General features: G+C 72.9%; 18 protein-coding genes and 1 pseudogene. 6 read left to right on the top strand and 13 right to left on the bottom strand.

Annotated elements, in window-relative coordinates:
- Window positions 1-43: 43 nt before the first annotated feature.
- From WMF12_RS22360 to nuoE, 7 genes are read right to left on the bottom strand one after another with little or no spacing between them, the layout of a single operon-like run.
- Window positions 44-1,570 carry an NADH-quinone oxidoreductase subunit N gene (locus WMF12_RS22360; protein ID WP_437747644.1) on the bottom strand — a complete coding sequence of 509 codons (1,527 nt, stop codon included), beginning with the start codon at window positions 1,568-1,570 and terminating at the stop codon, window positions 44-46.
- Window positions 1,567-3,546, bottom strand: coding sequence for a complex I subunit 4 family protein (locus WMF12_RS22365; protein ID WP_437873554.1), 1,980 nt, complete (start codon window positions 3,544-3,546; stop codon window positions 1,567-1,569). The genes WMF12_RS22360 and WMF12_RS22365 overlap by 4 nt, the downstream gene beginning before the upstream one ends.
- Entirely contained in the window at window positions 3,543-6,107 is a 2,565-nt protein-coding gene (gene nuoL / locus WMF12_RS22370; RefSeq protein WP_437873555.1) for an NADH-quinone oxidoreductase subunit L, read from the bottom strand. The genes WMF12_RS22365 and nuoL overlap by 4 nt, the downstream gene beginning before the upstream one ends.
- Window position 6,108: 1 nt before the next feature.
- Window positions 6,109-6,420 (bottom strand): NADH-quinone oxidoreductase subunit NuoK, encoded by a 312-nt coding sequence (gene nuoK, locus WMF12_RS22375; protein WP_437873556.1) that lies wholly within the window; start codon window positions 6,418-6,420, stop codon window positions 6,109-6,111.
- Window positions 6,417-7,052: an NADH-quinone oxidoreductase subunit J family protein gene (locus WMF12_RS22380; RefSeq protein ID WP_437873557.1), complete on the bottom strand. Its 636-nt coding sequence runs from the start codon at window positions 7,050-7,052 to the stop codon at window positions 6,417-6,419. Before WMF12_RS22380 ends, nuoK begins: the two co-directional genes overlap by 4 nt.
- Window positions 7,049-8,401, bottom strand: a complete 1,353-nt coding sequence (gene nuoF, locus WMF12_RS22385) for an NADH-quinone oxidoreductase subunit NuoF (RefSeq protein WP_437873558.1) — start codon at window positions 8,399-8,401, stop codon at window positions 7,049-7,051. Before nuoF ends, WMF12_RS22380 begins: the two co-directional genes overlap by 4 nt.
- 4 nt (window positions 8,402-8,405) lie before the next feature.
- Window positions 8,406-8,888: an NADH-quinone oxidoreductase subunit NuoE gene (gene nuoE / locus WMF12_RS22390; RefSeq protein ID WP_044965469.1), complete on the bottom strand. Its 483-nt coding sequence runs from the start codon at window positions 8,886-8,888 to the stop codon at window positions 8,406-8,408.
- Window positions 8,889-9,532: 644 nt separating this feature from the next.
- Here nuoE and WMF12_RS22395 point away from each other — a divergent pair.
- The 3 genes and pseudogenes from WMF12_RS22395 to WMF12_RS22405 all read left to right on the top strand — a co-directional run.
- Window positions 9,533-9,598, top strand: a pseudogene (locus WMF12_RS22395) (zinc-ribbon domain-containing protein); the annotation flags it as partial.
- A gap of 39 nt (window positions 9,599-9,637) precedes the next feature.
- Window positions 9,638-10,945 (top strand): hypothetical protein, encoded by a 1,308-nt coding sequence (locus WMF12_RS22400; RefSeq protein WP_437873994.1) that lies wholly within the window; start codon window positions 9,638-9,640, stop codon window positions 10,943-10,945.
- Between the two features lie 123 nt (window positions 10,946-11,068).
- On the top strand, window positions 11,069-11,422 hold the full coding sequence (locus WMF12_RS22405) for a DUF2752 domain-containing protein (protein WP_437873559.1): 354 nt from the start codon (window positions 11,069-11,071) through the stop codon (window positions 11,420-11,422).
- Here WMF12_RS22405 and WMF12_RS22410 read toward each other — a convergent pair.
- A complete protein-coding gene (locus WMF12_RS22410; protein WP_437873560.1) occupies window positions 11,419-11,985 on the bottom strand; it encodes a hemerythrin domain-containing protein in 567 nt (188 codons plus the stop codon). The two genes, WMF12_RS22405 and WMF12_RS22410, sit on opposite strands and share 4 nt — an antisense overlap.
- Window positions 11,986-12,138: 153 nt before the next feature.
- Window positions 12,139-13,206, bottom strand: a complete 1,068-nt coding sequence (locus WMF12_RS22415) for a serine/threonine-protein kinase (protein ID WP_437873561.1) — start codon at window positions 13,204-13,206, stop codon at window positions 12,139-12,141.
- Window positions 13,207-13,514: 308 nt separating this feature from the next.
- On the opposite strand from WMF12_RS22415, the gene WMF12_RS22420 reads away from it, so the two are divergent.
- On the top strand, window positions 13,515-14,069 hold the full coding sequence (locus tag WMF12_RS22420; protein WP_437747654.1) for an exonuclease domain-containing protein: 555 nt from the start codon (window positions 13,515-13,517) through the stop codon (window positions 14,067-14,069).
- Between the two features lie 19 nt (window positions 14,070-14,088).
- Here the strand turns inward: WMF12_RS22420 and WMF12_RS22425 are convergent, their stop codons facing one another.
- Both WMF12_RS22425 and WMF12_RS22430 read right to left on the bottom strand, forming a co-directional pair.
- Window positions 14,089-16,572, bottom strand: coding sequence for a hypothetical protein (locus WMF12_RS22425; protein WP_437873562.1), 2,484 nt, complete (start codon window positions 16,570-16,572; stop codon window positions 14,089-14,091).
- 33 nt (window positions 16,573-16,605) lie between these two features.
- Window positions 16,606-18,549 (bottom strand): hypothetical protein, encoded by a 1,944-nt coding sequence (locus tag WMF12_RS22430; protein WP_437873563.1) that lies wholly within the window; start codon window positions 18,547-18,549, stop codon window positions 16,606-16,608.
- Between the two features lie 136 nt (window positions 18,550-18,685).
- Here WMF12_RS22430 and WMF12_RS22435 point away from each other — a divergent pair, with 136 nt between their 5' ends.
- Window positions 18,686-19,378, top strand: coding sequence for an HAD family hydrolase (locus WMF12_RS22435; protein WP_437747657.1), 693 nt, complete (start codon window positions 18,686-18,688; stop codon window positions 19,376-19,378).
- Between the two features lie 16 nt (window positions 19,379-19,394).
- On the opposite strand, the gene WMF12_RS22440 is transcribed toward WMF12_RS22435, so the two are convergent.
- Entirely contained in the window at window positions 19,395-20,648 is a 1,254-nt protein-coding gene (locus WMF12_RS22440; protein ID WP_437873564.1) for an AAA family ATPase, read from the bottom strand.
- Between the two features lie 598 nt (window positions 20,649-21,246).
- A complete protein-coding gene (locus WMF12_RS22445; protein ID WP_437873565.1) occupies window positions 21,247-22,086 on the bottom strand; it encodes a helix-turn-helix domain-containing protein in 840 nt (279 codons plus the stop codon).
- Window positions 22,087-22,227: 141 nt separating this feature from the next.
- On the opposite strand from WMF12_RS22445, the gene WMF12_RS22450 reads away from it, so the two are divergent.
- Window positions 22,228-23,313, top strand: a complete 1,086-nt coding sequence (locus tag WMF12_RS22450) for an aldo/keto reductase (RefSeq protein ID WP_437873566.1) — start codon at window positions 22,228-22,230, stop codon at window positions 23,311-23,313.
- The last annotated feature ends 50 nt before the right edge of the window (window positions 23,314-23,363 follow it).

Here is a 23,363-nt window from a genome sequence, read left to right on the forward strand (position 1 = left end):
AACGTCGAGGTGGGCCCGTATCCGAAGCGGGTGGGCCCCCGCTCTAACGTGACGCCAGGACCGCGCGCACGGCGATCCCGAGCGAGGTCGTCGGCCAGATGCCGAGGACCATCACGAGCACCGCGGACACCACCAGGGCCGCGTTGACGTAGCCCGAGCGCATCGGCCGCGCGATCGGAGCGCCGGGGGCCGGCTCGCGCATGTACATGTACACGAGCACCCGCAGGTAATAGTAGGCCGACAGCACGCTGTTGAGGAGCAGCGCCACCGACAGCGTGTACAGCTCCGCGCCCATCGCCGCCTTGACGATGTAGAGCTTGCCGAAGAAGCCCGCGGTCGGCGGCACGCCGGCCAGCGACAGCAGGAAGAGCGAGAACGCGAGCGCCGCCACCGGGTGCCGCTTGCCGATGCCGGAGAGGTCCTCGTAGCTCACCGCCTCGGCCCCACGGCTGCCGCAGAGGATGAGCGTCCCGAAGGCGCCGACCGTCGAGACCGTGTAGGCGAGCAGGTAGAACATCACGCTCGCCTGCGCGTCCTCGCTCGCCCGCACCGTCGCCGCCACACCCACGAGCAGGTACCCGGCGTGCGCGATGCTCGAGTACGCGAGCATCCGCTTCACCGACTCCTGCCGGCCCGCGATGAGGTTCGCGACCGTCATCGTGAGCAGCGCCATCACCGCCACGGCCGGCGGCCAGCCCGCGGCCCACGACGAGAGCGCCGGGCTACCGAACGCCCCGAGCAGCACCCGCAGGAGCGTCGCGAACGCCGCGCCCTTCACCGCGACCGCCATGAACGTCGTGGCCGGCGTCGGGGCGCCCTCGTACGCGTCCGGCGTCCACATGTGGAACGGCACCGCGCTCACCTTGAACGCGAGCCCGACGAGCACCAGCGTCGCCCCGATGAGCAGCAGCGCCGGGTTCGGCGCCGCCGCCCCCTTCGCGCCCGCGATGACCTCGCCGATCCCCGCGAGGTCGGTGTGCCCCGTCGCCCCGTAGATCAGCGCGCCGCCGTACAGCAGCAGCGCCGCCGCGAACGAGCCGAGCAGGAAGTACTTGATCGCCGCCTCGGTGCTCCGCGGCGACGTCCGGCGGAAGCCGGTCAGCGCGTACGCGCCGAGCGACATCGTCTCCAGGCCGAGGAAGAGCGTCAGCAGATCCCCCGCGCCGGCGAGGATGATCGCCCCGACCGTCGAGAAGGTCAGCAGCGGATAGAACTCCCCGCGGTCGAGCCGGTGCTCCGGGAGGTACCCCCCGGCGAGCAGCGCCGCCAGCGCGCCGCCCAGGCAGAGCACGAAGGAGAAGAACAGCGTGAACCGGTCCATGACCAGGTACGGGGCGAGCGAGTCGAACCCCTCCAGCGTCTCGGGGCCGACGAACCCGACCGCGCCCGAGAACACCGCCCCGGCGAGGAGCGTGATCGCCGTCCCGAGCGCCATGTCGGACGAGGGGCCGGAGCGGCGATCGTGCGACTCCTCGCGGCGGTGCGAGAACGCCTCCGCGAGCATCAGCAGCGCGCCGCCGAGGGAGACGACGATGAGCGGCGATACCGCTATGTACGGTCCGAGGATCATCGCGCCGCCTCCCCCGCCCGCGCCGCGAGCGCGCCGCCCGCCGCCCGATCGCGCCGAGCCTGCTCGTCGTCACCCGCCCCCGCCGCGCCCGCACCGGATCCCAGCGAGGGCGCCCCCTTCAGGAAGGCGGGGGAGAACGTGTCCTCGGGCAGGAGCTTCGCGTTCCGTTCGTCCGCGAAGAGGATCGCCTGCCCGGAGACGACCTTGAACTGGTTGTAAGTAGACAGGACCGACTCCTTCATCCGATCGAGGAAGATCGCAGGGAACAGGCCGATCACGAAGATCATGAGGATCAGGGGCGCGAGCGCCAGGCCCTCGCGGGGCGTCACGTCGGGCAGGTGCTTGTTCTTCGGGTTCGTGAGCGGCCCGAAGAACATCTTCTGCACCACGCTCAGCATGTAGACGGCGGCGAGGATGACGCCCGCCGCGGCGCCGATCGTGTGGATCCCGCTGAACGTCCCGAGGCGCTCGGAGGCGTACGTCCCCATGATGATCATGAACTCGCCGATGAACCCGTTCGTGCCGGGCACGCCGACGGAGGCGAACGTCACGATCAGGAAGAGCGTCGCGTAGACCGGCATCACCTTCGCCAGGCCGCCGAACTCCGAGACCTCCCGGGTGTGCCGGCGGTCGTAGATCACGCCGACGAGGAGGAAGAGCGCGCCGGTGGAGACGCCGTGGTTCACCATCTGGATCACCGCGCCCTGGATCCCGCTCGGCGTGACGCCGAAGAGCCCGAGCATCACGTAGCCCAGGTGGGCGACCGACGAGTACGCCACGAGGCGCTTCACGTCGGACTGCTTCCAGGCGACGAGCGCGCCGTAGATCACCCCGCCGAGGATCGCGATGCCCGCCAGGTTGGCCGCGAGGCTGGAGGCCGGGCCGGGGAAGAGGCCCATCGAGAAGCGCAGGTACGCGTACGTCCCGATCTTCAGCATCACCGCGGCCAGGATCACCGAGCCGCCGGTCGGCGCCTGCACGTGGGCGTCCGGCAGCCACGTGTGCACCGGCCACATCGGCACCTTGATGAAGAACGCGATCGAGAACGCCCAGAAGCAGAGCATCTGCGCGCCCCGGGGCAGCACGACGCGCGACAGCGCGAGGTAGTCGAACGTGTAGGCGCCCGTGAGCTTCTGGTTCGCCCACACGAGGTACACGATGCCCGCGAGCATCAGCATCGAGCCCGCCATCGTGTAGACGAAGAGCTTGATCGCCGCCTTGATCTTCTCGACGCCGCCCCAGATGCCGATCATCACGAACATCGGCACCAGCATCAGCTCCCAGAAGACGAAGAACAGGAACAGGTCGAGCGCGACGAACGCGCCGAGCATCGCCCCCTGCAGGAACAGGAGGCAGAAGCAGAGCTCCTTGATCCGGCTCTTGATCGAGCCGAACGACGCGTACGCCGCGATGGGCGCGATGAACGTCGTCAGCAGGACGAGCCAGAGGCTGATGCCGTCGATGGCGACGTGCCACCGGATGCCCAGCGACGGGATCCACTCCTTGATCGACTGGAAGTGCCAGCCCACGGTCATCGGCACGGTGAGCAGCCACAGCGAGGCGAGGAAGCCCGCGCCGAGCACGGCCAGCGTGACGCCCCGGAGCAGCGAGAGCAGCTGCCGCGGCACGAACAGCACCGCGGCGGCGCCCACGAAGGGCAGCCCGATGAGCACGTTGAGCAGCGACGGCCACTCGTCTGTCGCTCCCGCCGCCTCCGCCGCGGCGCCGGACGGCCAGAGCCACTGCACGAAGAGCACCGTGAGCGCCGCGATGAGCCCGAGGCCGGCCCGCTGCCACGGGGTGTACCCCGGGGCGGCGTGGGCCTCGCCGTGCTCGTCGCCGTGGTGGTCGTCGCCGTGGCCGCCGTGGTGATCGTCGCCGGCGTGGGCGCCGTCGGCGCCCTGCGGGAGGATCGCTCCCACGACGCCGGCGGCGAGCGCCGGCCAGTACTGCGTTACGAGGTCGAGCGCGCTCATTGCAGGCCTCTCGGCTGGATCAGGTCATGGATCTGCTCCACCGGGGTCGCCCCCGGGGGCAGCGCGGGCACGTCCGAGCCCAGCATGGTGGTCGGGCCCGCGGGGGTCTTGCGGCTCGCCGGCCTGGAGAACGAGAAGGTCTCGGTCGCCTCGCGGTCGAACGCGTTGCGCACGCGGAGGACGACGTCCTTGGTCTCGCCGGGCTCGAGCTTCACCGTGACGTCGGCCGCCTCGGAGAAGTCGCGCGCCGGCAGGCCGGGCGCCTCCCAGCGGTACCGGTAGCCGAGCCCCGGCGCCGCCGAGAGCCTCACCTCGCCGGACCGGCGCAGCTCCGCGTCATCGACGTTCGCGTCCGCGTGCGGCTTGACAAGGAACCAGCCGACGCCGGCGAGGCCGACGACCATCGACGCGGCGTAGACCTGCACGCGGCCCGTCTGGAGCGCGCGCAGCACCGTGCCGAAGAACCCGACCAGCGCGGCCGAGAGCTTCGCGATGATGCCGTCGATGATCCACTTGTCGGCCATCGTGAAGATGTCGGCGATCGCGTCGACCATGCCCACCACCGTGGCGTTGTAGAGCTCGTCGATCCGCCACTTGTCGTAGATGAGCCGGTAGAGCCCCGGGAAGCTCTCGGCGAAGCGCCGCTCGGGCTCGCCGCGCTTGTTCCAGTACACGAGCATCGCCAGGCCGATGCCGGTGAAGCAGGCCGCGACGCCGGGCAGCATCATCGGGAAGAGCAGCCCCTCCACCCCCTCGCGCGCCTTCACCGCCCGCTCCGTCAGCGAGAAGACCGGCTCGAGCAGGTGCGCGAGCGGCGCGAACGCGTGGTTGTGGGTGAGGTGCACGAGCGGCTCCGCCATGAGGAAGCCGGCGAAGACCGACAGCGCCCCGAGCACGATCAGCGGGATCGTCATCGGCAGCGGCGACTCGTGCGGCTCCGGGCCCTCGAGCTTCTCGCCGTGCGCGTGCCCGTGGTGGTCGTCGTGGTGGCCGTGCGGGTGCGGGTCCTTCCAGCCGCGCACGATCGTCCAGCCGCGGAACTCGCCGTGGAACGTCTGGAAGTACGCGCGGAACATGTAGAACGCGGTCATCGTCGCGGCCAGGATGCCAAGCCAGTAGATCGCCGGGCCGAGCCAGTCGGGCCACTGCCACACCGGCTGCCCGCGCGTCGAGACGGACTCGATCCGGCCGGAGAAGGCGCGCCACAGGATCTCGTCCTTCGACCAGAACCCGGCGAACCCGGGGAAGCCCGCGATCGAGAGGCACGCGAGGAGGAAGGTCCAGCGCGTCAGCGGCATGTAGTTCTTGAGGCCGCCCATGTTGCGCATGTCCTGGGACTGGTCGGTGTCGTGGATGCGAGCGTGCATCGCGTGGATCACCGAGCCGGCCCCGAGGAAGAGGCAGGCCTTGAAGAAGGCGTGTGTGAGCACGTGGAAGAAGCCGGCGGCGAACGCGCCGACGCCCACGCCGATGAACATGAACCCGAGCTGGCTCACCGTGGAGTAGGCGAGCACCTTCTTCAGGTCGTTCTGGAAGAGCCCGATCGAGGCCGCGAACAGCGCCGTGGCCACGCCGGTCACCGCGACGACGGCCATCGCGAACGGCGACAGCACGAACACCGCCGAGAGCCGGGCCACGAGGTAGACGCCCGCGGTCACCATCGTCGCGGCGTGGATCAGGGCGGAGACCGGCGTCGGGCCGGCCATCGCGTCGGGCAGCCAGACATAGAGCGGGATCTGCGCGCTCTTGCCGGCGCAGCCGAGGAACAGCGCGAGCGCGGCCAGCGTCCCCGCGTAGACGAGCACCGGCTGCGACGGGATGAGGAAGCTCAGGAAGCCGGGCACGGTGTCGACCGACATGTTGCCGATCGGCCAGATCTTCACCGCGGAGAGCAGGTTGCCCGCGTTCGCCGCGATGCCGTCGAAGTTCAGCGTGCCCGTGTAGTAGGCGAGCATCGCCATCGCCACGAGGAGGCCGAAGTCGCCGATGCGGTTCACGACGAACGCCTTCTTGCCGGCGCTCGCGTTCTTGTCGTCCTTGAACCAGAACCCGATCAGCAGGTAGCTGCACATGCCGACGCCCTCCCATCCCACGAAGAGGACGGCGAGGTTGTCGCCCATGATCAGCACGAGCATCGAGAAGATGAACAGGTTCAGGTACGCGAAGAACCGGTAGTACCCCGGGTCCTCGCGCATGTACGCGGACGAGTAGAGGTGGATGAGGAAGCCGACGCCGGTGACGACGAGGATCATCGTCCCGCTCAGGCCGTCGACGCTGAAGGCGGCGTCGATCGGGATCGACTGGCCCATCCGGCCGGTGATCGAGAACCAGCGCCAGGCCGTCCAGGTGAGCTTGCCGCCCTCGTGCGGCAGCATCAGGAACGTCGTGACGGCCGCCAGGAAGGCGCCGCCGAGCGCGGCGAGCGCCATCAGCCGGACCGCGTCCTTGCCGAGGCGCTTGCCGAAGAGGCCGTTCACGAACGCGCCGAGCGCCGGCAGGCCGAGAATGACCGCGAGCAGCGCGAACTCGGACGCGGGGAATAAGACTCTCAGGGCTTCCACGCTAACTCCTCAGGAGATCGGCGTCGTCCGAGCGCATCGTCTTCCGGATGCGGTAGAACGCGAGCACGATCGCGAGACCGACTGCGGCTTCCGCCGCCGCGATGGCGATGACGAAGAAGGTGAAGATCTGCCCGGCGTGATCGTGCGGGTGCACCCGGTTGTACGCGACGAGCGTGAGGTTCACGGCGTTGAGCATCAGCTCGATGCTCATCAGGAGGACGATGAGGTTCCTGCGCAGCAGGAAGCCGATCGACCCGATCACGAACAGCACCGCCGCGACGACGAGGTAGTACTCGATGGGGACGGAGATCATGAGTTCGGCTCCTTCGCCGACAGGGTGGCGTGGCCCGCGAGGGCGCCCGGCTGCGCGGCCCCCTGATCGCCCGGCTCCGGCGCTCCGGCGCCTTCGCCGGCAGGCAGCAGCGTCGGGTCGACCTGCTTGCCGCGGGCGACGGCGACGGCGCCGATCACGGCGACGAGGAGCAGCGCGCCCGAGAGCTCGAACGGCACGATCCCCTTCGTGAAGAGCTCGTGCCCGAGCGCCTCGATCGTCCCGAGCGACTCGGGGGCGGCCGGGACGGCCACGACCCCGGGCTTCGACGCGCTCGCGACCAGGGCGAGCGCGCCGATGCTGCTCGCCCCGAGGACGCCGGCGCCCACGTAGCGCGGGACCGCGGTGCGGGCGTCGCGCGGCGACGTCGCCGACGGGCCGAGGAGCATGATCACGAAGAGGAAGAGGATGACGACCGCGCCCGCGTACACGAGGATCTGGATCGCGGCGAGGAACTCCGCCGAGAGCATCAGGTAGAGCCCCGCGATGCCGACGATCGACGTGAGCAGGCCCATCGCGCCGCGGATCGGGTTCCTGGCCGCGACCGTGGCCAGGCCGCCGAGCAGGACGAGCAGCGACGCCAGCCCGAAGAAGGCGAACTCGAAGATTTTCACGGCGTAAGCACCCCTGTCGACGAGCGGCCCTTGGTCTGGATGTACGCCTCGAACTCCTTGCGGAACTTCCGGAGGAAGCCGAGCGCGGGCATCGCCGTGCCCTCGCCGAAGGCGCAGATGGTGTTGCCCATGATGTTGTCGGCGATCTCGTGCAGCCGATCGAGCTCCTCGATCGTCCCCTCGCCGTGCACGATGCGATCGAGGATCCGGTGGATCCAGGCGCTGCCCTCGCGGCACGGCGTGCACTGGCCGCACGACTCGTGGCGGTAGAAGCGCATCAGGTTGTGCATCGCGAGGACGGGGCACGCCTTGTCGCTGAGCACGATGGCGCAGCAGGTCCCGAGCATCGTCCCGAGCGCGCGGAACGTGTCCACGCCGAGCGGCACGTCGAGCACGCTCTGGCCGTGCCACGGGTGGAGCGGCGACTTGTCGCTCGGCGCGTTGACGACCTCGTCGGCGCGCAGGATCGGGCACGACGAGCCGCCCGGGATGACCGCGAGGAGCTTGCCGTGCTTCACGCCGCCGCCGTACTCGTAGATGAGGTCGCGGAGCGTGACCCCGACGGCCGCCTCGAAGATCCCGGGGTTGTTCACGTGGCCGCTCACGCCGAAGAGCCGGCAGCCGCCGTCCTTCAGGTGGTGCAGCGAGGAGAGCTTCGAGAAGTTCTCCCCCCCGAGCTCGAGCGCCGTGGGCACGGCCGCGATCGTCTCCAGGTTGTTCACGGTCGTCGGCATCCCGAACGCGCCGAACTGGGCGGGGAACGGCGGCTTGAGCCGCGGCTCGCCGCGCTTGCCCTCGAGCGAGTTGAGGAGCGACGTCTCCTCGCCGCAGATGTACGCGCCGGCGCCGGTGTGGACGTAGACCTCGACGGGGTAGTCGATCCCGAACGGGCGCTTGCCGAGGTAGCCCTTCGCGCGCGCCTCCTCGATCGCCTCCCAGAGCCGCGCCTTCGAGAGGTGCAGCTCGTCGCGCACGTAGATGTACGCGGCGTGGGCGCCGATCCCGAAGCACCCGATGATGCACCCCTCGACGACGGCGTGAGGGTTCTTCTCCATCAGGGTGCGGTCCTTGAAGGTGCCGGGCTCGCCCTCGTCCGCGTTGATGACGAGGTAGTGCGGCCGCTCGGGCTTCGGGGGCCACGGCATGAAGCTCCACTTCACGCCCATCGCGAAGCCGGCGCCGCCGCGGCCGCGGATGTTCGCCGCCTTCATCTCCTCGACGAGCGCCTCGCGCGTCATCCCGAGGGCGCGCTTCGCCTGCTGGTAGCCGCCGCCCTTCTCGTAGACGGACAGCTTGTGGCCGTCGGGCGTGTCGTAGTTCTTGGTCAGATAGCGCGTCAGCCGGAGCATCTCGTCACCTCGTCAACCGATCGAGGATCGCGTCCACCTTCTCGAGCGTGAGGCCCTCGTGGTAGTCGCGATCGACCTGCATCATCGGGGCGGTGCCGCACGAGGCGAGGCACTCTGCGGTGCGCAGCGTGATCTTCCCGTCCTTCGTGGTCTCGCCGGCGTGGATCCCGAGCCGCTTCTCGCAGTGGTGGAGCACCTGGTCCGCGCCGTTCAGCGCGCAGCTCAGCGTCCGGCAGACCCAGACCTGATGCTTGCCGACGGGCTCCTTGTTGAAGAGCGTGTAGAAGGTCGCGACCCCCTGGACGTGCGCCGCCGAGAGGCCGAGCTGCTCGGCGACCCAGCGGAGCACCCGCTCGGAGACCCACCCCTCCTGTTCCTGGCAGAGGTGGAGCACGGGGATGCACGCGGCCTGGCGGTTCGGGTAGCGCGCGAGGATCTTCTCGAACTCGGTTCGCCGCTCGGCGGTCAGAGCAAATTGTTCGGTCATGTCGGCTGTTGGCACGGTCCGCTGGCTCCCTGGGCGCGCCGCGCTCGCGGCGTGCCCGCTTCCACATGCAGTCGGGACCCCGCAACGCGGGTCCCTTTCAACGAGGGTCCGCCCGGCAGACCGGGCGCTACCTCGTGCGCCTCCATCTGGAGGCGCGTGCCGGAGGCGGACAGCCCCGCGCACCGGCGGCCGGGCATTCGGTTGTCCGTCGTACGGAGCCGTCCCGAGGCGCGGGCACGCTAGTGAGCGACGGTGGTCACTGTCAAGGCGCGCCGGGGGGAAACATAAAGCGGACCACACAAAGCCTGCCGCTGCCCAGAAACCGGACGGCTCCCCCCCGAGGTGGCCGTGCCCGCGCTCGTGCTCGTCGTCGTGCTCGTCGTCGTGCTCGTCGTCGTGGTCGTGGTCGTGGTCGTGGTCGTAGACGCGGCCCCCCCCGCCTGGACCCGCCCCCCGCCTGGAGCACGTGGCCACGCGGTACTCCCTGGGTTTTCTGACGAAGACCGCGTAGCCTGCCGAGAAGTCCGCAGCGTTCTTCGTCTTTCACTTGAGAACCGGAACGCGCTTCAACTACCCTCGGCGCCCATTACGACGCGCAGGGGCGCGGACATCCGTAACAGCGAATCCCCCGCCGGAGGTGGTGCGTGTTCTGTCCGAATTGTGGGACGCAAAACTCGGAAACGGCGTCCACGTGCACGAAGTGCGGCTACAACCTGAAGAGCGCAGCCGCGCCGAAGTTCAAGGGCACCATGCTGATGAGTCAGCCGTCCTCCGGGGCGGGCGCGGCGGGTCCGCGCGCGCCGGGGGCGCCTCCGCCTCCGGCGCCTCCTGCCGGAGCGCCGCCGGGCATGGCCGCGATCCCGAGCCCGCCGCAGGGCCTCGCCGGCACGGTGGTCGGCGTCCCGCCGGCGGGGCTCGGCGCTTCGGCGGGGCCTCCCCCTGCCCCGCCGCCTCCCGGGATGGGCTACGGCTCGCCGTCCCCCGGCGGACAGCAGCCGTCTGGCCCGGCCTTCGGCGGCGCGGCCGCGAGCCCGTCGGGCGGCTATGCGCCGTTCGGCCAGCAGCCCCAGGGCGTGAACCCGCTCGGCGGCACCATGGCGATCGACCAGCTGCCCGGGTACGGCGCCCCGGGCCAGCCGCCCGGCGGCATGGGCGGGGCCGCGGGCGCGCCGCCCGGCGCGTTTCCTCCGCCCGGCGGCTACGGCCAGCCCCCTCAGGGAGGCTACGGCCAGCCCCCTCAGGGCGGTCCGGGCGGGAATCCTTTCGGACCGCCCCCGGGCCAGGACCCGATGGGCGGCCTCGGCGGCGCGCCTCCCGGCTACGGGCAGCCGCCCGGTTACGGGCAGCCGCCTGGTTACGGGCAGCCGCCCGGCTACGGGCAGCCGCCTGGCGGCGCGCCTCCCGGCTACGGGCAGCCTCCGCAGCACGGCGCCAGCGGGTACGGGCCGCCTCCGGGCCAGGACCCGATGGGCGGCGGCTACGGCAGCCCCCCGGGCGGCAGCTACGGCAGCCCTCCGGGCGGCGGCTACGGCAGCCCTCCGGGCGGCGGCTATGGCAGCCCTCCGGGCGGCGGCTACGGCGGCTCGCCCGGCGGCAGCTACGGCAGCCCTCCGGGCGTGAGCGATCCCGGCTACGGCGGGTCGCCCGGCGGCGCTCAGATGTCGGCGCCCGGCCAGTTCGGCCAGGCGGCCAGCAACCTGGGCGTGTACGGCGGCGGCGGCTCGATGGCCCCGGGCGCGAAGGGTGAGATCCGCAATCCGGTCACGGTGTGCGTGATCGGGATGGTCTGCTTCCTCTACGCCCTCTGGCAGATGTGGGCGATGCTGAACGAGCTCCAGCAGGCGACGAAGGACCCCGAGTTCAAGCCCTGGTACCTCTTCATCCCGTTCCTCAACTACTACTTCCTCTGGGTGAAGGTGCCGGAGCAGGTGACCCGGGCCAAGCAGATGGCCGGCTCGCGCAACCAGCAGGCCGAGGGCATCGTGCTCTACGTCTTCCTCCCGCTCTACGCCCTCGCGAAGGACCTCAACGAGGTCTGGGACCCGAACGCGGCCTGACCCGCGCCGCGGTCCTCCGCCGTGTCGCCGTCCAGCTCGACCGAAGCCCGTTCCCCCGCTCCGTCGGCCCTGTCCCGATGGAGCGCGGCGCACGCGCGCGGCCGCGCTGCGCGCCTGGGCACGGTGGCAGCGGTGCTCGGGCTCCTCGTCGCGTGCGGCGCCCCGCTCTGCCCGTTCGCGATCGTCACCCACCACCCCTGCCCCGGCTGCGGGCTCACGCGCGCGACGCTCGCCCTCGCGCAGGGCCACCTGGCCGACGCGCTGCGCCTCCACCCTCTCTCCCCGGTCATGGCGCCGCTCGTGATCGCCGCGCTCGCGTACAACGCGGCGATCTACGTGAAGGACGGCCGCATCGCGGCCGCCGAGGGGATGCAGGGCGCGTGGGTCACGCGGCTCGGCATCGCGCTGGCGGTCCTGATGCTCGCCGTCTGGATCGCGCGCTTCCTCGGCGCGTTCGGCGGCCCCGTCCCGGTTTAGCAGCCGCGGACGCGGAGCGCTTCGCCCCGGCGCCGTGAGACGGGGCGCAGGGAGCGCACGGCGTGGGCGCTGCGCCGGGGCCAGCCGCGCTCCGAGCGCGCGAGCGGGGCACCCGCGGGCACGCCGACGCGCAGCAGCACCTCGTAAGCGCGCTCCAGATCGCTGCCGATCACGTCGAGCTGCTCGTCCGTCAGGCCCCGCTTCGCCTTGGGGAACAGGATGTCCTCCTCCTCGTCGGCGTGGTGGGCGAAAATGTCCCGCAGGAGCCGGAGGCGCGCCTCGAAGCGCACATCGGTCACGCGCGTGCGCAGCAGGTTGTCCGCCGCGAAGCGCGCGAGGCCGTGCTTCTCGTACGCGTCGTGGAGCGGCTTCCTGTCACCGGCCATCCGCTCGGCACACACCGGGTAGAGGTACGTCTCCTCGATGCGTACGTGCGCGTCGATCATCCGGGAGAGCCGCGCGACCATCGCCGTCCGGAGGCCCGGGCTGGGCTCGGCGGCGATGCGCGCCATCAGGGCGCTGACTTCGAGATGCTGCTGCTCCAAGAGATCGAGTGCGTCCATGGGGTTCCCCTCGCGTGAAGCTCACCGCCCCGCGCCGCCGCGCTTGAGCAGCGCGTGCACAGCCCCGGATCGCGGTGCCGGGCGGCGCGGTGCAGGCGGCACCGTCGTGGCAAGGAGCGGGCCGGCGCCGGGGCGCGCGGAGCGCTGCCTTGGCTACACCGGCACGTCGGCGAGGGCGTCGCGCATCGCCGAGGCGCTGGGGAAGCGGTGGTCGGGGTGCTTGGACAGGGCCCGCGAGAGCACCTCGTCGAGCACGCGCGGGACATCACGGCGCTCCCGCCGGAGGGGCACGGGCGCGGACCGCACGATCGCGACGAGCACGTCGAGATCGCCCCGGCCCCGGAAGGGGAGCTTACCCGAGAGGGCGTAGTAGATGAGCAGCGCGGCCGCGAACAGGTCGCTCCGCTCGGTGATCGCGCGGCTCCGCATCGCCTGCTCCGGCGACATGAAGCGCAGCGTGCCGACGAGCGACCCGGGGCTGTCCGGCGTCACGCCGTCGCCCGTGTCGACGCCGGGCTCGTGCGCGAAGCCGAGATCGATGAGCTTGACCGTCGTCGCGCCCTCCCCTGCCCCGGCGCCCCGCGCCCCGGGGACGAGCAGGATGTTGCCGGGCTGGAGGTCGCGGTGGACGACCTTCGCCGCGTGCATCGCCGCGAGGCCGGCGAGGATCTGGTCCGCGAGGGCGAGCGCGCGGCCGATCGGCAAGGGGCCGCGCTGCCGGACCTCCTCGCTCAGCGTCACGCCGTCGAAGAGCGGCATCACGAAGAACGGCCGCCCGTCCTCGAGGCGCCCCTCGCCGAGCACGGGGCAGACGTTCGGGTGGTCGATGCGGCGGGCGAGCCGCACCTCGCGGGCGAACCGGCTCTCGATCCCGGAGTCCCCCGCGTGCACGCGCCGGAGCACCTTGAGGGCGACCGGCTCTCCCGTCGCGGCGCGGCGGGCCGCGTACACCGCGCCCATCCCCCCCTCGGCGATGAGCCGCTCGATGTGCAGTCCGTGCTCTGTACGACCGACGAGCGGATCGACGGCCAGCCGCCCACACGCCGGGGCCCCCGTGGTGATCCCGCCTACCGCCCCGGCGCCACGCCCCGGCGGGAGCCCCTTCGGCGCCCCCCGCTCGCGGCCCGCGTGGCGGACGATCCCGGAACGAGGCGGCAGCCGTCGCTCCTCGGCTGGACCGAGGCCCGGGTCGGCAGGGTCAGGCAGCGCCTCAGCGATCACGGACCTCTCCCTGGCCGAACCGGAGGAGCAACGCAGTTGGGAGCCAGGATCCACGTAGAGAACCTCGTCAGAAATTACCTGACGAGTGTCCATGGACCAGGCCCGCCAAGCAAGCGGATTGGGTGCCTAAACGACCAACGACGTGTGGGTGCACCTCCGGCTTATGTCCCGTTTCTACTCGGTTTTTGCCCGGACGAAGCGAACCGCCCAAGGCGTTTCCGGACGGTCGGGAAAATCCTGAAGGAAATTGCGTCCCGATCCCCGTTACCTTCGCAGCGCACTCCTCACTACATGCCGAGGGCGACGACGTGGCGAAGCGTCTTGATCTCATTCTCGTGATCGACGTGGAAGCGACCTGCTGGGACGGCGACCCGCCGCCGGGCGAAGAGAACGAGATCATCGAGATCGGCGTGTGCCCGCTGGAGGTCGCCTCGTGCCGGCGCCGGGAGCGGCGCTCGATCCTGGTGCGCCCTGAGCGCTCGCGCGTGAGCCCGTTCTGTACGGCGCTCACGACGCTGACGCAGGCGGATGTCGACGCGGGCGTGTCGTTCAGGGAGGCGTGCGCGACGCTCCGGAGCGAGCTCAAGGCGCAGGATCGCCTCTGGGCGAGCTACGGCGACTACGACCGGCGCATGTTCGAGCGGCAGTGCCAGTCGCGCGGCGTGCCGCTCCCGTTCGGGCCGAGCCACCTCAACGTGAAGAGCCTCTTCGCGGTGATGCACGCGCTGTCGCGGGAGGTGGGGATGGCCGAGGCCCTGGAGCGCGCCGGCCTGCCGCTCGCGGGCACGCACCACCGCGGCGTCGACGACGCCCACAACATCGCGGGCCTGCTCGCGCACCTCCTGCTGGCCGCGCGGCGGTGACGCCGGCGGCGCCGGGCGCTCAGGCGATCGGCGCCGCCTCGAGGGCCTCGGGCTGCGCCCCTGCGGCGTCCCGGGACGGTGGTTCGCTGGCGGCGGCGCCTCCGGACGACGCCGCTCGCTCGTCGTCTCCCGCGGCGATCGCCCCGGCCGCGGCGGGCGGCACGGTCGCCGCGGCGAGGAGGTAAGCGAGGCCCGCGCCGAGCAGCAGGGCGCTGTAGCCGAGGTTCAGCGCGCACAGGGCGCCGAGGGCCATCGCGGTCGCGCCCGCGAAGGCGCACAGCGCCCAGCACCACGGCAGCAGCGCCGACGAGACCGAGTCCACGATCTTGACCCCGAGCGGCACGAGCGAGCCCGCGAGCACGCCGAACGGCACGAGGATCGCGATGGCGAGGATCGCGCGCGGGAAGGCCCCGAGCCCGAGGCCCCACCGCGCGAGCGGCACGAGGCCCATCGCCGAGAGCGCCGCGGCCACGGCAAGCGCCTCCGCCACCCTCGCGGAGACCGCCGTCGCGTCGCCCGGGGCCACCCGGGCGGTGAGGTAGCCGCCCACGCCGGCCGAGACAAGGAGGATCACGAGCACGGCCGGGAGCTCGTGCGCGGGCAGATCGAGCAGGAGGAGACCGTGCCGGAACACGGCGAGCTCGACGAGCGCGAACCCCGCGCCGATCGCGGCGAAGAACGCGAGCGCTCGGGCGGACGGCGTCGACGACGCGGTCGACGCGCGCGCCGTCTGCGCGGGCGCGTCCTGCGGCGCGAGGTGCCCGCGCCGACGGCGCGCGGCGAGCACCGGGAGCAGCACGCCGAGCGCGGAGAGGACCGCGCCGACGGCGAGCAGCAGCGCGAGCGCGAAGAGGGCCGTGTGCCCGGCGCGGAGAGCCCCGACGTCGCCGAGCACCGCGGGCAGGCGGCGCGCCGGGACGGTGTACGCGAAGAACGGCCTGTCGTCGGTGGGCGGCGTCAGATCGGCCTCCGCGGCCGCGCCGTCGGCGACGCGCGCGGCCGCCGCGGAGGCCGTGGGCGCGGCCGCCGCGACGAGCAGGCTGCGGACCGGGGTCGCCGGGCGGTCGGGGGCGAGGACCTCCGAGAACCTGTGCTTGCGGCAGTGGCGGCGGAGCGCGTCGACGTCCTCGCGCGCGAGCGGCGTGCGCCGGGCGAGCAGCGCGGTCTTCTGCGCGGCGCTGCACGCGAAGAGGTGGTCCTTCGGCGCGGCCACGCCCGCGCGGCGCAGCGCCGCGGTCACGAGCGAGAGCAGCCGATCGAAATCCGCGTCCGCGCGGGCCAGGACGAGCGTGCCTTCGGGCAGGAGGCGCGAAAGGAAGTCCCCGACGCCCTCCAGCGTGTGGAGCCGGCTCTCCGAGAGCGCGAGCGCGCCGGTCGTCGACGCTTCGACCGTGTCGGCCGACGGGATCACGATGTTCCTGAAGAGCAGCGGCGTGCGCCTGGCGAAGCTCCGCCCGTCGCCCACCACGAGGTGGACCTCGGGCTTGTCGAACAGGTTGCCGCTGAACGCGGCGTACCTCCCGCGCATCACCTCGAGGACGCCGCGGTCGCCCTCGACGGCGACAACGTCCTTCTGCCCGGCCTTGAGCGCGGCGCGCACGTCGCGCCCGCCCCCGGCGCCGACGACGAGCGCGGGGCCCTGGTCCTTGTGCAGCGCGTACGCCATGTCCTCGGGCTGCGGCGGGGGCGTCGCCTTCGCGTCGAGGATCGGGCTCGCCGCGGCGCCGCCGAGCCGCATCAGCGCCGCGCCGGCCTTCGGTCGATCGACGGAGATCAGCGAGCGCTCGGTCCAGGCCTCGTGCTCGGTCCGGTCGGGCGACGCCCGGCGGATGCCGGCGAGCCGGAGCCAGGGGGCGCCGACGTCGCCGGCGAGCAGCACGAAGGAGCCGAGCACGAACGTGGCGACGAGGCCGCCGGGCGCCCGCTCCTCGCCCTCGCAGCAGCGCGACCCGAGGTAGAAGAAGATGCCCGCCACCGCGAAGAAGATCGCCGCCGCGAGCGCGGCGCGGGGCGCGCCCGCGCGGAGCGCGCCGGCCGCGGCGAGCCCGCCGAGCGCGCCGCCGACGAGATCGAGCAGGTAGAGCCGGGGCATCTCCGGCGCCGCGTGCCGGATCGCGGCCGCGAGCGCGAGGCCCGCGAGCGCGAACGGGACCGTGGAGGCCGCGTAACACAGCGCGAGCCACGGGAGCGACCCCGGCGCGGGGACGGACAGGGGCTCGCGGTGCGCGAGCAGGATGACCGCGGCGAGGGTCGCGCCCGACGCGAGCGCGGCGAGGGTCGCCATGCGGGCGAAGAGCGCCGGCGGGCGGGCGAGCGACGGCACGACGTAGAGCAGCGCGCCGCCCACGCCCGCGCCGACGAGCGACAGCGAGAGCGCGAGGAACGCGTGGATCTCGCCGAACAGCGCCGCGTAGATCCGCGCGAGCGAGATCTCGAGCAGGACCGAGGCGCACGCGAGGGCTGCGACGCCGCTGAAGAGGCCGCTCCGCTGGGGGACCCGCATGGGCCCGCTCCTACCACAGCGCGAAGCGGCGTTTCACCTCTCTCGACCGAGCGGGGCGAGCGGCCACGGCGCGAGCAGCGGCACCGGGCCGCTCGGCCGGAACCCGGGCGCGACGCCCTGCGCCCCCGCCTCGGCCCCCGCCGGAGCGCCCTTCGCGCCGCGCGACGGGTGCCCGCCCAGGCGCGGCGCCGCCGCGCCGCTCTGTTGGCCCGGGCGCGACGCCGCCGCGCCGCTTTGTCTGATCGCGCGCGCGCACTCGTCGACGGTGATGCGGCGCGGCCCGTACGCGGAGGCGTTGGCCGCGTCGGCGTCCATCAGCCGGGTCGGCGTGTCGATCCCGAAATCGTCCGGGTGCCCCGGCTCGTCGAGCAGCACGTGGCCGAGCTCGTGCGACAGCGCGAACGACGCGCGATCCGCGCGCAGGCCGGCGCGATCCTCGATGATCGTGTTCCGGATCGTCCCGCCGTCGGCGAAGATGAACGACTCGCCGATCCGCCCGCCGCCCGCGAAGCTCGGGACCATCACGACGTCGACGGTCGAGGGATCGCCGTCGTCGAACGCCTTGAGCAGCGCCCGCTCCTCGACCGTGCCGGCGATCGCGTCCGTGTCGCTGAAGTGCTGGAGGCCGTCGTCGAGGTCCACGGCGCCGATGCACGCCGTGAGCGTCGCGTCGGTGCTCAGCGCGCCCGCCGCCGGCGGCTCGATGGTCGCGAGCGCGCCGCCCGGCCGCCGCACGAGCACGTCGGTGGTCCCGTAGGCGCCCGCGCCGATGGCCGGGTTGTCGGAGAGGCGCACCGAGAACCCCGCCGCGCCGATCGCCGCGGCGACGGCCCGGGCCGCCGCGTCGGGGCGCGCGCGGGGCGCGATCGCCGCGGTGACCTCGTGGCCGTCGACGCGCACCCGGATCGCGCCGCCGCTGGCCGGCAGGCCGTGGTCGCAGCCGATCGCGAGCAGGTGCGGGCGCGGCGGATCGACGAAGGTGACGTCGAGCGCCTCGGGCGGGCCGAAGCTCACGCCGCACGCGCCCCAGAGGGCGTTCGCCCGCTCGACCTCCGCGCGCGCGATGGCGAGCGCGCCCGCGTCGTCGCCGCCCATCGGCGGCGGGCCGCCGGCGCGGGGGCGCACCATGACGATCCGGAGGTGCGCGCGCGTGCGCCCGAGCGGCCCGAGCGGCGAGGCGCGCGGGCCGGCGACGCGGATCATCTGGATCTTCGGCCCGCCGGGCAGGGCGACGACGAGCGCCCCGCCGACCTCGCCCTTCACGGAGCGATCGACGATCATCGGGTGGTTGCGATCGATGTCGTCCGCGACCACCCGGAGGGGGCGCGTCGATCCGCACACGAGGCCCGGCGGCACGTCCTCCGGGCACCGCACGTGGCCGAGCGGCACGTCGGGGAGGCGATCGATCGCCCCGCCGGACGGCGCCGTGGAGTGGATGTCCAGCGTGAGCGGCAGATCCTCCGGCGCGCCGATGACGAGCAGCCGGATCGCGTCGGGATCGTCGAGGTTCGCGAACGGATCGTCGCCGAGCCGGTCCGGGGGCGTGCGCTGCAGCGAGGCGTGGGAGCGCGCCATGTCGATGCGCCGCCCGGCGCCGTCGATCGCGCGGACCTCGAACGCGCTGATCGTCCGCGCCTCGCCGAAGAGCGCGATCTCGCTGCGCCCGGCGCGGACCGCCTGGATCTCGACGCGGCGGGCGCCCGCGGGGATCGCCGCGCCGGGCTTGACCGGGCTGCCGTCGACGAGGAGCCGCAGGCCGGCGGGGATCGCCGCGGGCGCCTGGCTCGCGCCGCGCGGCGCGCGCAGCGCCAGGAGCTCCGGGGCGGGCGGCGCGCGAGGCTGCTCGCCGTCCGGCACGCCGTCGGCGTCGTCGTCGTCCAGATCGACCGCGATCAGCGCGGGCTCGGCCGCTACGGCGCCGGCCGGGCCGAGCAGCCCGCCGAGGAGGACCGCGAGTGAAGACAGCCGCCTGTTCATGTCGTCATCGCCCTGCCCGCTCGCCCTCCCCGGCCAGTCTATCGCGACTCCGGCCGAGCGCAGCCGGCGCGGCGCGGAGGGGCCGTCGGGAGCCCTCCGATGGCGGTGCGTCCCGCCCTGCGCCACGTGTCGCGCCATGGTCAGCGTCAGCGCCGTCATTTTCGGTGTCGACGGCACGATCCTCGACACCGTCGATCTGCACGCGGCCGCCTGGCAGCAGGCCTTCCGGCGGTTCGGCCGCGAGGTCCCGCGGGAGAAGCTGCGCAGCCAGGTCGGCAAGGGCGCGGACCAGCTGCTGCAGACGTTCCTCTCGCCCGAGGAGCTCGGCTGGATCGGCGCCGGGATTTCCTCGCTGCGCGACCAGATCTACGGGCGCGAGCTCCTCCCGGGCGCCCGGGCGTTCCCCTGCGTGCGCGAGCTGTTCCAGCGCGTCGTGCGCGACGGGCGCCGGATCGTGCTCGCCTCGCCGACGCCGCGCGGCGAGCTCGACGCCAGCGTCGAGCTCGCCCGGGTGGGCGATCTGGTCTCGTGGACGGTATCGGCCGACGACGCGGACAGGTCGAAGCCGCGCCCCGACGTCCTCGAGGCGGCGCTCGACCGGCTCGGCAGCGTCGATCCTCGCGAGGTCGTGCTCGTCGGCGACGCGCCGTCCGACGCCGAGGCCGCGGCGAAGCTCGGCCTCCTCTCGGTGGGGCTCCTCTGCGGAGGCTTCCCTGAAATGGAGCTCCTCGAGGCCGGGTGCGCGGCGATCTACCTCGATCCGGAGGATCTCCTCGCGCGCTACGGCGCGTCGCCGCTCGCGCCGCCGGGGGAGCGGCTCGCGTCGTAGCGGCGCTCGGGCGGGCTCAGGAGGCACCGGGCGGGCGCACGGCGCGCGCCGCCGGGGAGCGCTGGCTCTCCGGGGCGCCGAGCCGCTCCCGGAGCGCCCTCCGCTGCGCCTCGTCGATGGACGACGCGGCGGTCGCGCCGTCGCGGCGCTCCACCGAGTAGACGGCGTCGGGCGGCAGGAGATCGAGGAGCGCGGGGCTCTCGGTCGTGAGCAGGAGCTGGCGCTGGGCGGACGCGCCGCGCAGGTACTCGAGGAGCGCCGGGAGCGCGGCGCGATCGACGCCCGCGTCGGGGTGCTCGAAGCCGGCGAGCACGAGCGGGGGCTCCTGCGAGAGCGCCGTGACCATGGCGGCGAGCCGCAGCGTGGCGTCCGGCTCGTCCGCGGCGGCCCGCCAGCGCTCGCGCCCGTCGCCGTCGACGCCGTGGCGCAGCTCCGGGACGAGGAACCCGCCGGACGAGGACGCGCGGGCGCCGTCGACGTCGCCGATCACCTGGGACAGCCCGGCGAGGAACTCGTCCTGCCATCGCTCCTTCGCGAGCGCGCGGAGGACCGAGCCCCAGTTGTCGCCGCTCGCCTTGAGGCGCCGGGAAGCGCTGAGCTTCTGGGGCGAGCGCAGCGTGCGCGGCGCGAGGGAGTAGAGGACCGCCCGGCGCAGCTCGTCGAGCATCGGGGTGAGCGGTCCATCGGAGAGCAGCGGCAGGACGAGCTTCGTGCCGCTCACGGCGATGGGGGCGACGCCGCGGTACGCGAGCGTGCCGCTGCGCCCCTTGTCCTTGCGCGAGAACCCCTTCGGGCTGCCCTTCAGCCGGTCGAAGGAGACCTCGGGCGCGTCGCTGCCGGCGTCGAAGACCTCGCGCAGGCCCGGCTTGACGAGCCGCGTGAGCGCGCTGCGCTGCCACCACGCGGCCGTCTCGCTCTTGACGCGCGCCTCGCCCTCCCGCTCTCCCGGCGCGAGCTGCACGAGCCAGAACCCGTGGCCCTCGGTCCTGGAGACCGCGACCCCGAGCGTGGTGAGCGCGCCGTCGCCGCGCGCGCCCTCCAGCGCGCCGGCGCCGCGCCGGTTCGCCGCCGCCAGATCGAACGCCCCGTTGGCGCACTCGGCGAGGAACCGCACCGCGTCGAGCAGGCAGCCCTTGCCCGAGCCCGGCGGACCGACGAGCGCGGTCAGCGACCCGAGCGTGAGCTCGAGCCCAGCCCCGACGCTGCCGTAGTTGCTGACGTAGACGTGGGTGATCATCGCGGCGCGGAGCCTCGCTTCGAGGACGTCCACCCCCCTGCCCGCGCTCGAGGACTGCTGGCCAGGCGCGCCTGGGAGACCTTCCGGGACGCTGGAGAGACCTTCCGGGACGCTCGAACGACCTCCAGGGACGCCAGAACGACCTCCAGGGACGCCAGAACGACCTCCAGGGACGCGCCGCCGCGCTCCTGGGGTGCGTCGCACGGCGCTTCCGGGACAGCACGCCGAGCTTCCGGGACAGCGCAACGCGCTTCCGGGACAGCGCAACGCGCTTCCGGGACAGCACGCCGAGCTCCAGGGACACCCGGACGGCGTGGGAGAGGTCCCTGGAGCGCCACGTCCTTCGCGCCACGGAGAGAGCCTGCCGTCCGGACAGGCCATCGCCCGTCACGGGCCGGCGATACGCGGCCCTCGATCTCGGTACCGTGCTGAAAGTCTCCGATGCGCCCCACCCGACGAAGATCATCGAACGCCTCGCCAGCGATGTCCGCAACAAGATCCTTGCGGAAGGAGCGCTGCCCCGCGATGCGAGGCGGTCACCCCCGCAGGATCGTAAGGCCCGGCACGTAATCGCGCCGGAACCCCGCGACCCGCGCGGTCGCACCAAGCGCCCTGGAGCCCCTTGGACCGTTCACCCACGGCCTCCGCCCGAGCCGCTGCTCTCGCTGGTCGAGCGTCGCTTCATGAACGCCACCGGCGAGAGCCCCGCGAGCTCGCGGAACTCCCTGACCAGGTGCGGCTGATCGCAGTACCCGCTCGCAAGGGCGATCTCCGACCACGACCCGCGGGCGACCTGCACGTTCGAGACGACGCGCTGGAAGCGGGCGATGCGCGCGTACTGCTTCGGCGAGACGCCGACGGTCGCCACGAAGGCGCGCCGCAGGTTCCGCGGGCTGACGTGGAGCGCGCTCGCCGTCTCTTCCACGGTGATCCCTCCGAGCGAGAGCCTCCGGAGCGCGGCGCGCGCGACGGCCGCCGAAGCGGGCTCGAACACGTCGGGACCGAGCATGCGGCCTTCGAGGGCGCGTTCGATCGCCTCCAGGCGAGCTCGCGCGGGGTCCCGCGTGACGCCGGTCCCGACCGCCACCAGCTGCTCGAGCAGGGCGTCGGCGCCTTGGCCCCAGAGATCGCGCACCGGGACGATGCGATCGGCGAGCTCGTCCATCGGCATACCGAAGAAGGGGTACGCGCCGCCGGGTCGAAAGACCACCTGCACCGCGAGCAGGAAGCGCGGCACGCGCTTGTACACGGCGCGCGTCTTGGGCCCGAGGACGACGAGGTCGGCGCGGTCCGCGTCGAGCAGGCGAAAGACCAGCGACGTCGTGCCGTCGGGCAGCAGGTCGAGGTTCGTGATCGGCGGCGCGCTGGCGCGGACGGCGACGACGAAATTGCGGAGCACACGCGACGCCGGCGCGCCGGCCTCCGGATGCGGGGCGCGCCGCGCGATGGCCTGTTCGATCGATCCCAGCACGCCGCGATCGTGCGCTCGCTGCTGGCCGCCATCAACCCACCCGGCCCCGTCCCGGCCGTTTCCTCCAAGATTGAACGCCGGCAGGGGCGCACGGTGCGGTCCAGCGAGGGCTCTTCAGCCCGAACCCCCAGGAGGACCACGATGAACCTCGACCACTACGTCACCCTCGGCCGCTCCGGGCTGCGCGTCAGCCCCCTGTGCCTCGGCGCCATGACCTTTGGCGAAGACCACGGCTTCGGATCCAGCGTCAAGGAGTCCGAGGCGATCCTCGATCGCTTCATCGAGCGCGGCGGCAACTTCATCGACACCGCCAACGCCTACACCAAGGGCCACTCCGAGAAGATCATCGGCGACCACCTCGGCCGCCACCCGAGCAAGCGCGACCGGGCGGTGATCGCCACCAAGTTCACCGCCAACCTCCACGTCGGCGACCCCAACGGCGGCGGCGCCGGGAGGAAGGCCATCTTCGCGCAGTGCGAGCAGTCGCTGCGCCGCCTGCAGACCGACTACATCGATCTCTACTGGATGCACGTCTGGGACAGGAACACGCCCATCGAGGAGACCGTGCGAGCGCTCCACGATCTGGTGGCGGCCGGCAAGGTCCGTTACGTCGGCGTCTCCGACACGCCGGCGTGGAAGGTGGCGCAGGCGCACGTCCTGGCGGGCTTCCGCGGGTGGGCGCAGTTCATCGCGCTGCAGATCGAGCACTCGCTCCTCGAGCGCACGGTGGAGGGGGAGCTCATCCCCATGGCGCGCGAGCTGGGCCTCGGCGTCACGCCCTGGTCGCCGCTCAAGAGCGGCGTGCTCACCGGCAAGTACACGCGGGAGAACGCCGGCAAGCACAGGGCCGATCGCGGCCCGTTCGTGCTCTCCGCGCTCACCGACAAGGCGTACGCCGTCGTCGACAAGCTCGTCGAGATCGCCAGGGATCTCGACACCACGCCGGCGCGCGTGGCGCTCGCCTGGGTGGTGGCCCGGCCGGGCGTCACGTCCACCATCATCGGCGCGCGCACGCTGGCGCAGCTCGACGACAACCTCGCCTCCCTGGAGGTCAAGCTCGCGCCCGATCACGTGGCCGCGCTCGACGCGCTGTCGGCGCCGACGCTCGACTTCCCCGCCGGCTTCCTGCGCGTGGCCGGCACGTTCATGAACGGCGGCACGACGATCAACGGCGAGAGCGCGCCGGCGTGGCCGATGGCGCCGAAGAACGACAGCGAGCGGTACTGAGCACGCGCCGAGCGCCCGGGCGGGGGCGCTCGTCCGAGTCTCCGTCGCGG

The organism is Sorangium sp. So ce363 (assembly GCF_051520435.1).
Lineage (GTDB): Bacteria > Myxococcota_A > Polyangia > Polyangiales > Polyangiaceae > Sorangium > Sorangium cellulosum_B.

Coding starts and splice junctions, on each gene's coding strand:
- WMF12_RS22360 (WP_437747644.1), bottom strand. CDS start 1,570: ATGATCCTCGGACCGTACATAGCGGTATCGCCGCTCATCGTCGTCTCC.
- WMF12_RS22365 (WP_437873554.1), bottom strand. CDS start 3,546: ATGAGCGCGCTCGACCTCGTAACGCAGTACTGGCCGGCGCTCGCCGCC.
- nuoK (WP_437873556.1), bottom strand. CDS start 6,420: ATGATCTCCGTCCCCATCGAGTACTACCTCGTCGTCGCGGCGGTGCTG.
- nuoF (WP_437873558.1), bottom strand. CDS start 8,401: ATGCTCCGGCTGACGCGCTATCTGACCAAGAACTACGACACGCCCGAC.
- nuoE (WP_044965469.1), bottom strand. CDS start 8,888: ATGACCGAACAATTTGCTCTGACCGCCGAGCGGCGAACCGAGTTCGAG.
- WMF12_RS22400 (WP_437873994.1), top strand. CDS start 9,638: ATGCTGATGAGTCAGCCGTCCTCCGGGGCGGGCGCGGCGGGTCCGCGC.
- WMF12_RS22410 (WP_437873560.1), bottom strand. CDS start 11,985: ATGGACGCACTCGATCTCTTGGAGCAGCAGCATCTCGAAGTCAGCGCC.
- WMF12_RS22425 (WP_437873562.1), bottom strand. CDS start 16,572: ATGCGGGTCCCCCAGCGGAGCGGCCTCTTCAGCGGCGTCGCAGCCCTC.
- WMF12_RS22430 (WP_437873563.1), bottom strand. CDS start 18,549: ATGAACAGGCGGCTGTCTTCACTCGCGGTCCTCCTCGGCGGGCTGCTC.
- WMF12_RS22435 (WP_437747657.1), top strand. CDS start 18,686: ATGGTCAGCGTCAGCGCCGTCATTTTCGGTGTCGACGGCACGATCCTC.
- WMF12_RS22450 (WP_437873566.1), top strand. CDS start 22,228: ATGAACCTCGACCACTACGTCACCCTCGGCCGCTCCGGGCTGCGCGTC.